Source organism: Parashewanella sp. 2304DJ23-3, assembly GCF_056591695.1.
The window spans coordinates 38,746-52,841 of the sequence record NZ_JBWQOH010000006.1; the positions used below are offsets into that span (position 1 = coordinate 38,746).

9 protein-coding genes are annotated in these 14,096 nt (G+C 36.8%); 7 read left to right on the forward strand and 2 right to left on the reverse strand.

Features of this window, described 5'->3' with window-relative positions; genetic code table 11:
* Positions 1–165: 165 nt before the first annotated feature.
* The gene (locus AC1EU2_RS12480) at positions 166–2,967 is read right to left on the reverse strand and encodes a transporter substrate-binding domain-containing protein (RefSeq protein WP_480298608.1); all 2,802 of its coding nucleotides are present in this window, start codon (positions 2,965–2,967) and stop codon (positions 166–168) included.
* A 148-nt stretch (positions 2,968–3,115) separates the two neighbouring features.
* On the opposite strand from AC1EU2_RS12480, the gene cmoA reads away from it, so the two are divergent.
* The 4 genes from cmoA (at position 3,116) to AC1EU2_RS12500 (ending at position 10,441) form a co-directional block, all read left to right on the forward strand.
* Positions 3,116–3,847 carry a carboxy-S-adenosyl-L-methionine synthase CmoA gene (cmoA, locus tag AC1EU2_RS12485; RefSeq protein ID WP_480298609.1) on the forward strand — a complete coding sequence of 244 codons (732 nt, stop codon included), beginning with the start codon at positions 3,116–3,118 and terminating at the stop codon, positions 3,845–3,847.
* Positions 3,844–4,839 (forward strand): tRNA 5-methoxyuridine(34)/uridine 5-oxyacetic acid(34) synthase CmoB, encoded by a 996-nt coding sequence (gene cmoB, locus AC1EU2_RS12490; RefSeq protein WP_480298610.1) that lies wholly within the window; start codon positions 3,844–3,846, stop codon positions 4,837–4,839. Before cmoA ends, cmoB begins: the two co-directional genes overlap by 4 nt.
* A 99-nt stretch (positions 4,840–4,938) precedes the next feature.
* The gene (locus tag AC1EU2_RS12495; protein WP_480298611.1) at positions 4,939–6,588 is read left to right on the forward strand and encodes a M3 family metallopeptidase; all 1,650 of its coding nucleotides are present in this window, start codon (positions 4,939–4,941) and stop codon (positions 6,586–6,588) included.
* A gap of 91 nt (positions 6,589–6,679) precedes the next feature.
* Entirely contained in the window at positions 6,680–10,441 is a 3,762-nt protein-coding gene (locus AC1EU2_RS12500) for an ankyrin repeat domain-containing protein (RefSeq protein WP_480298612.1), read from the forward strand.
* On the opposite strand, the gene AC1EU2_RS12505 is transcribed toward AC1EU2_RS12500, so the two are convergent.
* The gene (locus AC1EU2_RS12505) at positions 10,438–11,070 is read right to left on the reverse strand and encodes a Type 1 glutamine amidotransferase-like domain-containing protein (RefSeq protein WP_480298613.1); all 633 of its coding nucleotides are present in this window, start codon (positions 11,068–11,070) and stop codon (positions 10,438–10,440) included. The genes AC1EU2_RS12500 and AC1EU2_RS12505 overlap by 4 nt on opposite strands.
* A gap of 93 nt (positions 11,071–11,163) precedes the next feature.
* Between AC1EU2_RS12505 and AC1EU2_RS12510 the strand changes: the two genes are divergently transcribed.
* The 3 genes from AC1EU2_RS12510 (at position 11,164) to lpxM (ending at position 13,668) form a co-directional block, all read left to right on the forward strand.
* A complete protein-coding gene (locus AC1EU2_RS12510; RefSeq protein WP_480298614.1) occupies positions 11,164–11,667 on the forward strand; it encodes a TlpA family protein disulfide reductase in 504 nt (167 codons plus the stop codon).
* Between the two features lie 53 nt (positions 11,668–11,720).
* The gene (locus AC1EU2_RS12515; protein WP_480298615.1) at positions 11,721–12,635 is read left to right on the forward strand and encodes a M14 family metallopeptidase; all 915 of its coding nucleotides are present in this window, start codon (positions 11,721–11,723) and stop codon (positions 12,633–12,635) included.
* A gap of 61 nt (positions 12,636–12,696) precedes the next feature.
* Complete coding sequence (gene lpxM / locus AC1EU2_RS12520) at positions 12,697–13,668, forward strand: lauroyl-Kdo(2)-lipid IV(A) myristoyltransferase (RefSeq protein WP_480298616.1); 972 nt, start codon at positions 12,697–12,699, stop codon at positions 13,666–13,668.
* Positions 13,669–14,096: the final 428 nt, after the last annotated feature.

Sequence of the window (14,096 nt, forward strand, 5' to 3'; positions counted from 1 at the left end):
TAGAAAGTGACTCATTATAGAGAAAGAATTCGGTTAACCAAAGCAATTATCAAACTGGTCGGCTAATGTTCAACCAAGTTTGTGTTTTTTGAAGTAATCGAATGGTAAAAGGGCTAATTAACCTAAGCGATACTTAAGCAAAACTCAGGTTAATTAGGGTAATGACTAGCTCGTCATATAACTGTTTTCAGGAGTATCTTTAGCAAGCTGCATCAACTTATCAGCCTGCTTTAAAAGCTCAATAGGGTTATCGGCATCCATAGGATAAAATGCAACACCAATGCTAACGGTGACCGGCACATCAGGCACTTGTGCTTCAGTAACACGATTTAATGCTACCAGGGCATTTTCTGCAACTTGGCAAACGGCATCAAACTCTTGGGCTCTATTCAGTACAATAACGAACTCATCGCTACCAAAGCGGGCAAGCGTATCCGATTTTCTGATAGTTCCTGCTAATGCATTAGCGACGGCAATCAATAATTCATCACCATTACTATAGCCCTTCATTTCATTAACGAGTTTGAAATTATCTAAACCAATGAACATTACTGCAAAACGTGTTTGTTCACGGCTGTGAGTGAGCACAGCACTTGTCAATCTATCATCAAGTAATCGACGATTTAAAAGACCTGTTAAATTATCATGTGTATTTAAGTACTGAATTCTTTGCTCAACTTTATGACGCTTTACCCTTTCTCTTTGCACTTTGTTATTCATTCGCCAATAAGTGAGAAAGCTTAACGTCACTACCGCTAATATAACTGATAGGTACGTCATCCAACGACGGTACTTATAATGTTCACTCAAATTTGCACCAGGTACCCATTTTAAATATATATCCTGTTTTTTTGTTTGATCGAGTTGATTCAAAGCAATATTCAAAAGTGGTATGAGTTCGTTATATTTAGGATTTACACCAAAGTGGCTTTGCTGCATTGATATTTCAGGCAACAAGGACAAATTTAAATCATGATAACCTTCGCTTTTCATTAATGAGGCTAGCGTCATGAGTTTATTAATGAATATATCCGCTTTTTCATTTGCAACAGCTTCAACGCCAGACTGAGTATTATCAACTGGAATGATTTTAATTGAAGGGCTTATCGACAGCAGTTTATCTTTCACATCATAACCGTTCACCAAAGCAACTTTTAAATTACTTAGCTGGTTCAAACTGAACAATCCGGCATGTTCAAACCGAGATACAATCGCCCAGGAAGTTGGCCAATAAGAACTCGAAAACTCAAAACTCTTTTCTCTATCATTAGATTTAGCTACGCTGCCAACAATATCAACGTCACCTGTTTTTAGTGCATCCAACAATTGAGGCCAGGTATCATATGCAATAGGTTGAATTTTCAGTTTTAAATGGGTCTTGATGTGTTCTATAACATCAGCGTTAATACCATTAAAATCACCATTATCATCTTGAAACTCGAGTGGAGCCCAGCTTTTCAAATATCCCAACTTGAGTGCAGGTAACTTTTCTAAAAAATCGATTTGATTTGCAGACAGAGTAAGAATGGTATCAGAAACTAAGTGAACTTGATCTGCTGGATTAAGAACCCACTTTTTTTCCATTTCAGAAAGCTGACTGTACGGTAAACGATTGAACCCTTCGACGAGTTTACTTCGCAGCCCCTCATTACCCCGTTGAATGACAACATAGACAGGCGAACTATATTCGACATCAGGAACTTGATAAAACTCCGACCAAATTTCATCAATCAGTAATTTATGTTGAGTTGCAGCAGCTGGCGCAATAAAACCATCCAAACTACCTTCTATTGATGCTTGCATCATATTGGTTACGTTTTCAAACACAACGATGTTTGATTTATTGAGTGCTTTTTTTAAATTTTCATAATAAGTAACACCCGCTAAAACACCGACTTTTAAATTATCAAACCTATCTATCTTTTCGTTTTTATTAGAATGAATGAACAATCTATGTTTGACATCATTGAGCTTCCAAGCATCTATTAATTCTGAGTCGTTTAGGCTTTCTGGGTTAGCAATAACAACTTCTATATCGCCTTCTTTTAATGCAGTAAGACTCTCGTTATTATCATAAAAAACAAAATTAACTTTCGTTTTAGCTGCTTGAGACCATGCACGCCATAAATCAATGTAGAATCCATGTGGGATGCCGTTAATTCCAAGCTCTGAGAATGGCTCATTATTTTTTGAAAGTGCAACGCTAATACCTGCAACGTGATGACTATCAAAACCGATCCAACGTTGCTTCACTTCTCTTTTTGAAGCATCTGTTAGTTGAGAGAAACCTTCATTAATTTTCGATAACGAACTCGCTTGTCGCTTTGAAGTAGCTATTTGCAGTGGTATTTCAGATATTTTAATTCTTTTTTCATAAGGAAATAATCCAGTAATATCAAACTGCCTTGAACGCTCTCTAAGGTAGCCATTCAAACCTGCAAAAACCAAGATATCACCTTTCGTTGCTGCGTCGAGTAACGAAGTTCGAGAATCAAATACTTTAAAACTCGCATCCGGGATTAATTTTGATAGTAATGCCTTATGAGCAGATCCTTTTACAATACCTATCGCGTAGCCAGAGACATCTTCAAGGGTTAACACATGATCGGCTAAGCGATGAACATAGAGATGAGCAGATACTTGAGCGAGTGGCTCACCGAATTCAAAAATCAATTCTCTGGGGCGAGTGTTCGCCATACCAGCGTGAACATCAGCAGTACCATTCTCAACCATTTCTAGAGTTTCAGGCCAATTTGCAACACGAAACTCAATAGGTGTATTCGTTGACTTACCCCACTCTTTCCATAGATCTACCAGGTATCCATCTGCATTTCCCACATCATTTTGATACTGGAAAGGAAAACTGTCATCCCCTACAGCAATAACCAGCGGAGATTCTTTACATACACTTAAAAAAGAAATGAAAGAACAAAAGAAAAGAGCGGATAATCGAATAAATGTCTTCAAGGCCATTCCTTAGCGCGCGATCACATGTAAACAATTTGTTTATAAAATGTATTAGACAGGATTTTTAATGAAAATACTAGTCCTTCCACTTGCTGCCATCACAGACTCTTAGATAAAATACCTACAGTTTTTATTCACTTTTTAATCTATGACTCATTCACAGGACAAGATTTACGCTCGCCCTCACTCAACTATCGACAAATTTAAATTTGATAATAACGTTGCGGGTGTTTTCGATGACATGATTCGTCGCTCAATTCCTAACTATGAGCAAATTATCGCTTCAATAGGTGATATTGCAGCTCAAACTGTTCAAAAAAATACCAATGTATATGATTTAGGATGTTCATTGGGTACTGCAACAATTAGTATGCGTCGTAAAATATCGACTGAAAACGTAAAAATTATTGCCGTTGATAACAGTGAATCAATGATAAAGCGTTGCAGTGAACATATTAGCGCTTATCGAAGTGACATTCCCGTTGAGCTTGTTTGTGCCGATATCAATAACATCAATATTGAAAATGCTTCAGTTGTTGTATTGAATTTTACTTTGCAATTTTTAGAACCTGCTGCCAGAAAACAATTAATCGAAAAAATTTACAATGGATTAGTTGAAGGCGGTGCTCTAATTTTGTCTGAAAAATTGCAATTCAGTAAACCAAAAATACAGCATTTATTGGATGATCTGCATCTCGACTTTAAGCGGGCTAATGGCTACAGTGAACTCGAAATTAGCCAAAAACGATCAGCGCTTGAAGACGTAATGAGAACAGAAACCGCTGACTCTCATATATCACGACTAAATGAATGTGGTTTTCAACAAGCCAGTGTTTGGTTCCAGTGTTTTAACTTTGCCTCAATGGTAGCAATTAAATGATTTCTTTTACTTCCTTTTACCAGCAAATTGCTGACTCAAATTTAAATCACTGGTTAGAAACCATTCCATCTATTTTGGGTGATTGGCAACGTAGTCACAAACATGGCACCCTCCCTAAATGGGAAAAAGTACTCAGAAAACTTAATTACCCAACGCCAAATAATGTCGACTTTACCAGCAGCGTCACCATTGGTTCTGGCGAACAGCTATCCAGAGGTGAAAGAGAGAAACTAGAAAACTTATTGCAACTATTTCACCCTTGGCGCAAAGGTCCATATAGCGTTCACGGTATTCATATCGATACTGAATGGCGCAGTGATTGGAAATGGGAGCGTGTGAGTCCACACATAACTTCTTTAAAAAACAGAACAGTACTTGATGTTGGTTGCGGTAGTGGTTATCACATGTGGCGTATGCTCGGAGAAGAAGCCAAGCGAGTCGTTGGCATCGATCCATCGAGCTTGTTTCTTTGTCAATTCGAAGCCATTAAACGTTTAACAAATGCACCCGATTTACCGATTCATTTATTGCCTTTAGGCATAGAAGAGTTACCACCATTGGATGCATTCGACACCGTGTTTTCGATGGGCGTGTTGTATCATCGTCGCTCTCCTATCGATCATATTATGCAATTACGTGATCAGCTTAGAACAGGTGGTGAGTTAGTACTTGAAACATTAGTTGTTGAAGGTGACGAAAGTACTGTTCTCGTTCCACAAGATCGTTATGGAAAAATGAACAACGTCTGGTTCTTGCCATCAGTTAAAGCACTTATACGTTGGCTAGAAAAGTGTGACTTTATTGATGTTCGTTGTGTAGATGTAGACACTACATCATTAGCTGAGCAACGACGTACTGATTGGATGCGAAACGAATCATTGGTCGATTACCTTGATCCAAATGACGTTACAAAAACGGTTGAAGGGTATCCTGCTCCAATGCGTGCAACCATCGTTGCAACGAAAAACGAACCTAATCACGACTTAAAGTAAGCTCACCTGATGGAGTATTTTTTATTACAATTAAATACTCCACAGTTCTGAATTTTCAATCTATCCTAACCACATGAATAATCGACACTTAGCACGTCAATGACTAAATATCTCCTTTGCATTCCATTATTGCTCACTTGTCTTCAAGTCAAAGCTGAACAGTCGTTAATCAACCTACTTTATACTCAGTGTGAAAGCTTACCTAGCATTGATATTTTGTCAGATACTCCCCTTGCTGAGCAGCAGCATCGTTATGAACAACAAAGCCTTGCTATCAACAACATTAGTGATAGTTTAAATTACCTCAGACAATTCCCTCTAAGCACAAGTACTACTGAAAAGCTTATTAATTGCCAAATGGAACTTGCTAAAATTTGGGAGAATTTCATTCGTTCTAAATCTTCAAACACTTTTATAGATGCGTTAAATAGCTCTTCGATTCCAAAGCAAAAATTACTTGGTTTACAGCTAAAAGTTTCAAAACAAAAACTTATACCTGAAAATGATTTAGCGCGGCTTAGAACAATGGAAGCCATTTTCAGAAGTAACCTCAAAACAAAAACAGCTCGAATTACAGTGGGAAATAAAAAATGCGCTTTACATGGTTTCACTCAATTCGGCTTTGAAGAAAAGTACTCTATTTCCAGTTACCTCATTAACCAACCAAATCAAGAGTGCAGAAAACTCGTTTGGAACCAGTTCTATCAACGACCTTATCTTGCTAAGTCCCTAAATGAGATAGTAGAAATCCGAACGCAACAAGCTAAAAATAATGGCTACGCTGACTATACTCACCTTGTCATTGCAAATAATTTTTTAGATACACCCGAGTTAATCGAACAGTTTTTAACAATAAAAGCCAATAAAAAAGCAAGCCTCCCATGGAACATTGGTTCTGATTTGGCAAATGTTCCTAACTCTCTTCAAAACAAAACAGAAGTTGAAGCTAAAAAACTTATATTGAATGCTTTAAAGAATCTGACTAAATTTTCGATTCGCCATGATTTTATTGATAATCAAGTGATACGCTTATGGTACAAAGGCCACCTTCTTGGTGACATGATACTCATTACAGACGCTCAATATCAGGCACCTTCAGATGTCATACGTTACCCTGTTATTGGTTACCAGTATGCTCAAGCTAGAGTATTCACAACCTCAAACTTAAAGACACTAAGCCAGAAAAAATATCTTCTGACTCAACTCGCAAAAGTGATCGCTGATTTTGCTAAAACGTCAGATAGCTACCTTACAAGCAATGCAATTGAGAGCAATGATTCAGCGAATATCGGAGAACAATGGTTGGCAAAGTACTTTATTTCCAATCAATTAAGCCAAAGTATACCGAATCAACGACAAGCTTTGGCTAAGCAATATTTAAAACTGCTTAATATTCTTAGAGCAAGAATAGCATTAAAACTTTATACAAAAAAAGGCGTCACAGAGCATGATTTAACATCATTGCTTACATCTACATTTGGCTCTCAATTTCCCATTAAAAATAACTATCTATTGAGTTTTGAGGGGATGATCGACTCCGGGCCCAATTATTATGCAGTTCTCTGGCAAAAAGATTTAGCCTCTTACCTGTATCAATACAGTCTTAAGCACGGTCTGAATACACAATTTTTTGAGCATTTAATTATTAACGAGCAACAATTAAGTTTCCAAGAAAATTTACAGTTACTCTTAAATAAAAAAGTATCTAAAGATGAATTAATTAGATTAGTTACTAAAAAACTCATTTAGGTTTAACCTGTTTTAAATTGAAAATTAATCTTAATTTATAAATCCATTGATAAATTTATAACTTGGTAAAATCATCAAAACAACCTAATTTTTGAAGAAAGTTTTGCATCCAATTTATATCGTTGATCTCCGTAATCACGCTTGCGTCGAGTCATACTCTGCACTGGCTAAAGAGATATTATCAACGAAGACTTCATATATCACTTTTCGCTTTATCAGCGATGACTATATTCATGAAAAAATATATGAAGTCAGCTTTTCTAAAGACAGAGTGATGCTCCTCTCATCGTCTGAAAGCGTAGAAAAGAAAATTAAACAATTTACTGCTCCTCAATCTGAAGACGAAAGCTCTATTTCTGAAAAAAGTAGAACACTCACCTTTGAATCTCCTAATAATGCAATGGAGATGGATCTATTTCATGAAGATGGTGGAAATAGTAAACAAATTTCTGAGAGTTCCAATGATGAAGAATCAGATTCATTAGGAGAGCCTTCATTTGAACAACAAGCCAACCAAGAGGTTGATGAATACGCATACAAATGGATTGAATTAACTGACTCCCCTCACTCTGAATCAAATAGTAGCCATATTCCATTTGAACATGGTCATTGTGAGCAAGAGAGCTCTTTGAGCGACATAGATCAATCAACTCAATTTGTTTTTCACACCCCAAAAGGCAAAGATTTATCTCATTCTTTTACAGTATCCCAAACAACTTTTATTAATCATCTGCATAATTCAATTAACTCTGGCACACGTCTTTTAAAATATTATAAAGCTTCAAAAAATTCAGAAAAGATGCCTGAAGCCATACCTGAAAGCCTTTCGTTACTTTCACCCGAACAACAATTACTTTTATTGGAATGTGCAATCAAAAGAGAAAATTTGAATTTAGTTAAAATTCTAGCGCCATCCAATTTCACTTTAGACTCGCAAGATAAAGATGGAAATACATTGCTTCACCTAGCCGTATTAACCAAAAACATTGAACTAATTGAATTAATCGCTCAGTACAGTACTCACTCTAACAATGTAAAGAATTCTAATGGGAAAACAGCACTGGAAATTGCATTCCTAAATGGTGATGCACACGCAGTCATGGCGCTCTTAAAATATACGGATATTGGAGATATCAACTCTCCAATATCAACCAGTTGCGCCTCTCCACTCATTATGGTTTTGAAACTAAAAGACCTAAAAACACTTAAGCTCCTGTTACAAAATAACAGTTTATCTAAAAATGATGACCTCACTAACTTCAATGCTTTATTACTGTCAATAAATATAGGTTTTCATGAAGGCACAGTGCTGTTAATACAGCATGATATCGATGTCGACTCCATCAATGAACAAGGTAAAACCGTATTAGATATAGCTATAGAGCAAAAGAATTATTTAGCTTGTAATACCTTGATCAAATGGGGTGCAACATTCTCATCACGTAGATTCAAACCTTATAAGACAAATGAGCAAGCAGAGCTGATCATTAAAGCGTTATTTCCAGAAGACAAAGAATCAATACATATTGATACTCTTTTTCAAATTCAAAAAATGAAATTAGATGCAATCGCAAGCGTTTTACTAAGAAGAGTCGTTGAATTTCCAATTGCAGAATGCCAACTGTACAAAGCAATCAAAAACCAAAACTCCTCTGAAGTTATACAGATTTTAAATCACAATCCAAATTTGAGTCTTGATTGTATAGATGAAAATAAAAATACATTCCTACACCTTGCAGCGGAACATCTAGACCCAGAGCCTGTGGAGGCGTTAATTTTAAGAGGTTTAAGTATCCATAATGTTATAAATAATGATAATTTTACCGCTCTTGAGTTGGCGGTTCATAGTTCTAACACTGCTGCTGTTAGTATAATGATGAGCTTTAGGAAGCACTTTGATATCAACCTCAGTTCAGAGTCCTCCCCTAAAAAAGCAAGTCGCCTAGAAGTCGCTATGACCAATGACCGTAAATCAATCTTGAAATTTTTGCTGGAAAATGGAGCAGATGTAAATACACCATGCGTAGGTAAACAGCCCACACTACTGTTATATGCAGTGTCGCAAGAAAAACTACCACTGATTCAACTTGTCGCTGAATTTGGTGCAGACTTTAAATGTTTAGATCATAATCAATGCACAGTATTTGAGCTTTGCTCTAAACTTCAATCACCAATTATGTTTAACGCATTATTGGCGCTATCTTCATCTCGCCCTAGGATACATAAACATACACTATTAAGCCTTGGGATTGGAGGTTGTGAGTTAGAGGTACTTAAACATGCAACTCAGCTAAAGTTGGATTTTATTGTCGAATTTATCCTAAAAAGAAAGCCAACTTACCCAATCCTGGAAGTACAGTTATTCGAGAGCATAAAAAAAGGAGAAAATATAGAGGACGTTATACCTAAGGAAGATACTGTACTTAATACAGAATTAACTGACAGAGATGGAAATACCATTTTACACTGCGCCGTAAATATTGGAGATTCTGAAATCATCGAAAGCGTTATAGAGCTAGGAGCTAAAGTGCATTCGACAAAAAATAATCAGGCTCTCACCCCTATTCAATTAGCAATAGTTGCCCAAAACGAAATTGCAGTAGAACTCTTGGTAGAAAGAGTACATTTAGAAGATTCTGATTTTCAAACTGAAAATAGCGCTGACTCATTGTTGTGTATGGCCACTCAAACAAATAGCATACAGCTAGTAAAATTACTTTACAATCAAGGTGTTGACCTTGAAATTGCATTTAAAGGCTCACGCAATACAGCATTGATGATTGCAACTTCTAATGCACAATTAGACGTTATGACTTTTCTCCTCAAAATGGGCGTTGATACAGAATCAGTTAATGCTGAAGGCAGGACTGCTCTTAAAATAGCGTATAAAAATAAACACATTGAATGCTGTAATTTACTGCTCTGTTATGGCGCCAAGCCTTTTCCTCATCTTAAATATAACTTTTCACTCCTAGGAATGGGCGAAAACCTACATGAAACACTTAAGTATTGTGAAGCAAAAAAACTTTTTGGCTTTTTATATCTGATCTTGAATAGATTTCCATACTTACCGCTAGCAGAGCTTGCGCTTTTAGAACATGCAAAAAATGACGAAGCAGCTCATAAACTCGAAGCTTCACTATCAAAAGAATCGTTAATGTTGAAGCTTAAAGATTCAAATGGTTCAACCGCACTCCACAATGCTACGCTTCATTCTGCAACAAAAAACATCAAGTTATTGGGTGTAGCAAAAGTTGATGCCAATACTGATGAAGATGAAGAAGGCTATACTCCACTTCAGCGAGCGATCATCAGTTCAAATACAAAAGCTATCGATGCCTTATTACAATACTGCCCAATTAAAAATATAGACGCCGTTTCAAAAAAAGGGCATTGGACCTGTATGAGTCTTTGTATAAAAGCTGGAGACATTAAAACAGCTCAAAAGCTTTTTGATAAAGGTGCGAGTTTAGACTCTGGAAACTCAGATGCGAATGTACCAATTTTAGTTGCAATAGAGTCAAAAAGAAGCCGTGTTGTTGATTGGCTTTGCAAAAAACGCGTTAATTTAGATGTTTTTTCCTCCAATGAACCTCTTTCACATTTTGCAGCTAGATCGAATAACTTTGATATTATGGACATATTAATAAAGTCAGGCTTGAAACTGTCTTGGAAGGATAGTAACGGTGATAATGCTTATGATTTCGCTTATAAAAATGACTTCAGAAGAGTGCTATGGAAAATAAAAACTGAGATTGAAGTAGCCGCAGTTGAGGCTATACAGCCTCTAGAAGAGTTTGAACTTATTGATGAACTAATTGTTACAGACACAACCGAAGGTGAAATAGCTTAGTTTTGTAGAATCGGATTGCCGAACAAAACACTCTCACCATTACCGTCAATTATCAGCGCATCATTATCACCCATTAAAAAACAGTTTGAAGGCACGCGCCCTTTTTCAATCATAAGAAATTTATCACTAACATGTGGAACAATCATAAAATCAACCAAACTTAAACCACTCAAATTTTGCAATTTGTTAGAATTGACGTCTCCACAAAGCTCAGCTGACTCAATGGATGATGTCATTATCATCGCACCTGCACTAACACCGATAAGTACTCCACCAGCTAAATAGAACTCAATCAATCGCTTATCTAAGTTGCGTTCTTTGATAAACTCAAGAAACCGAAAAGTGTTTCCGCCACTAAGATGTATTGCATCTTGGGCTAATAGCATTTCAAGCGAACGTGAATTGAACTCACTTTCAAGCTCCAGATATACGCCCATTTTATAACCTAACTCTTTATAAAACCTTTGAGTTGCGTTGAAATACATTCGCTCAGAGTCAGGTTGTGATGCTAGATAACCAATACTTTTAGACTTTTTTCCCAGAGCTTGCTGAATGGCTAAGCGTCCATTTTCACTTTCATGTTGGCTTAAGAATACTAATTTTCCCTTCCTTGAATGTGTTGTCAGCATAACTTATGTGTTTTCCTTACTGGATCAATGAAAAAATATTGTGTTATTAACGGTCTAAGTTAACTCATCCTATTTAGCACTAGAAGTAATAATATGAAAAATCTCATAAAAAGTTTTACTGGCTTGGCTTTGATTCTTTTCAGCCTAAACGTTTATGCAGCCGATAGTTTTAAACCTGCTCCCAATTTTTCTCTAAAAGATGCATCGGGTAAAGTTCATACGTTACAGAGTTATGCAGGTAAGCCATTGATAATTCAGTTTTGGGCAACGTGGTGCCCTTACTGTAAAAAACTGCAACCTGGTTTGAACAAAATCTATCATAAATTTACTGACAAAAATGGCGTTCACAAAGTTCAAGTTATCGGGATTTCGTTTGATGAAGAAAAAGGTGCACAACCCGCTTTAGTGCTAAAGCAAAGAGGTATTGATTTCCCTACTCTATTAAATGGAGAGCAAGCAGCTAAAGCGTATGGCGTACAAGGCACACCAACAACCATCTTTATCGATAAACATGGAAAACTGCTTGGTAAAACGATCACATCTAATCCAGATGACAAAAAACTACATTTAGCGGCCAAAGCTCTCGCAAAGCTTTGATTGATAACTCAAGTTCCATTATTCTGTCGGAAAAACAAATAAAAGGCAGAGTAATGGCACATTTTTATCACGTCGGAACACCTAACACCCCTTGGGGAGCAAGTGAAAAACAACAGTGGTATAACACTACCTCGCTAAAGCGTAGCTATAACGAAGAAGTTTTAGCGAAGCTTGAAGATGTAAGTGATAACTTTGACATCATTCAATATGGTTCTCTTCCAATTAATCCAGAAAAGTACCCTCTTTTCGCTCTAAAGTCTAAAAACTGGAACAGCAACAAACCAACAGCACTTATCACAGGTGGCGTCCACGGCTATGAAACCAGTGGTGTTCAAGGTGCTATACTTTTTGCTAAAGAATTTGCAGCTAAATATTTAGAACATTTCAATTTAGTCATTACTCCCTGTATCAGCCCTTGGGGATATGAAACCATAAATCGTTGGAACCCGAACGCCGTAGATCCAAACCGTTCATTTGTTGAAAGCTCGCCATCAGAAGAAGCTGCTCAGGTTATGGCTTTTGTGAATGGATTATCTACACCTATTTTTGTTCACATTGACCTTCATGAAACCACTGATTCTGATGAAAATGAATTTAGACCTGCTTTAGCTTCCCGTGATGGTAAATCTTGTAAAGAGGGAACAATCCCCGATGGGTTTTATCTCGTCGGCGACAGTGAATTACCACAATATGAGTTCCAAAAAGCAATCATTGATTCCGTTAAAAAAGTAACTCACATCGCACCACCAGAAGCTGACGGACAAATTTTAAGTAAACCTGTTGAGCAGGATGGGGTTATCAACTACCCAACTAAAGCTTTAGGTTTATGCGCTGGCTTTACAAGTCGTCAATATTGCACAACCACTGAAGTTTATCCAGACAGCCCCAAAGTAACGGTCAAAGAATGTAACTTGGCACAAGTTGCGGCCATTACTGGCGGTTTAGATTATTTACTCAGTAAGATATAATGCAACTCAAGCCGGTTAGGATAACCGGCTATTCCCTAAAACCATGGATTCGGTGAAGAAATTGTCTAAGAGAAATTTATTTTTTAAGCCTACATTTAAGCTTTCTTTTTTACACCCAAGATACATTGGTACTTGGATAGGTGTACTTGTTGTATTTCTAGTAGGTTTATTACCCTGCTCTACAAGAAGAAAACTCTCTCATAAATTGGCGAGTCTAGTAATTCTCTTTGCCAAAAAACCGATTCATATTGCAAGAGTAAACATTACTACCTGTTTTCCTGATCTTCCCAAACAGCAGGTAGATAAACTACTTCACAAAAATACGGTTAACTTTTTAACTGAAATATTTTCGCAAACTCAATTGCTACTTTGTGACAATGAAAAACTTGCAAATAAAGTTGCTATCAAAGGCTCAGAGTTTATTCAGCAAAGTCTAGATAATGACAAACCAGTAATCTTCATTCTTCCGCATGTATGGGGAATAGACTTTGCAGGTTTAAGACTAAACGCTGAAATTCCCATGGTTTCGATGGCTAAACCTCATAAGAATCCGATTTATAACTGGATTGCAGCCAAGATTAGAACAGGAAACGGTGGTAAGATTTATAAGCGTGAAGCAGGTTTACGCTGTGTGATTACTGAACTCAGAAATAAAAAATGCTTTTTATACTTACCCGATGAAGATCTTGGCATTAAGCACTCAGTATTCGCACCGTTTTTTTCAACGCCAAAAGCAACACTTCCCGTTGTTGCCCGCTTAGCTAAAGCTACAAACGCCACAGTCATCCCAGTAAACTTAACCTATTGTGATTCGACTCATAGATTTAACGTCAACCTACAAACACCACTTCATCTTGAATCTTTAACGTCTAAGGAAGAAGAAGCTACAGTCTTGAATAAGACAGTGGAAGAAGTTATTAAAGTATCGCCAGAGCAGTACATGTGGTTTTTAAGAATCTTTAAAACAAGGCCAGATGGAAAGAAAGGTTTTTATAGTAAGAAGTTAGATAATGAAACTAAGAAAGTTTCTTAGGCTTTTATCGTATGTTTTCGGTTGAAATACTTTAGCAAAGCTAATCTCTTTTTAGGCGATAGACCAAAGTAAAGACAGATTATCGGACAAGGCAAGAAAAATAGCATAGCAGGATCAATATGCGCCCCATCAATCAGCAGAAATAGATTACCCGCATACAAGACCACAATGCCTGTAATACCAATCAGGAGCAGTAATAATCTATAAACTTTTTCTAAGGCTTTCATATTGATATTTGTTTGTTCTGATAAGGCATTATAAAAGCTTAGGCTTTTGAAATACAATTTGTTTGATTCTTGCTTTTCAGAATAGCCATATCAAGTGATTTGTCTATTCTGGGTAAAGCGAGTTTTTGGACAATTCCGAGTTTCAGTTTCAATTCATAATCCTCCGATTACAGTAAAAAAGTACCTCTAAGGTCAAATTAC

Coding starts and splice junctions, on each gene's coding strand:
- cmoA (WP_480298609.1), top strand. CDS start 3,116: ATGACTCATTCACAGGACAAGATTTACGCTCGCCCTCACTCAACTATC.
- cmoB (WP_480298610.1), top strand. CDS start 3,844: ATGATTTCTTTTACTTCCTTTTACCAGCAAATTGCTGACTCAAATTTA.
- AC1EU2_RS12495 (WP_480298611.1), top strand. CDS start 4,939: ATGACTAAATATCTCCTTTGCATTCCATTATTGCTCACTTGTCTTCAA.
- AC1EU2_RS12505 (WP_480298613.1), bottom strand. CDS start 11,070: ATGCTGACAACACATTCAAGGAAGGGAAAATTAGTATTCTTAAGCCAA.
- AC1EU2_RS12510 (WP_480298614.1), top strand. CDS start 11,164: ATGAAAAATCTCATAAAAAGTTTTACTGGCTTGGCTTTGATTCTTTTC.
- AC1EU2_RS12515 (WP_480298615.1), top strand. CDS start 11,721: ATGGCACATTTTTATCACGTCGGAACACCTAACACCCCTTGGGGAGCA.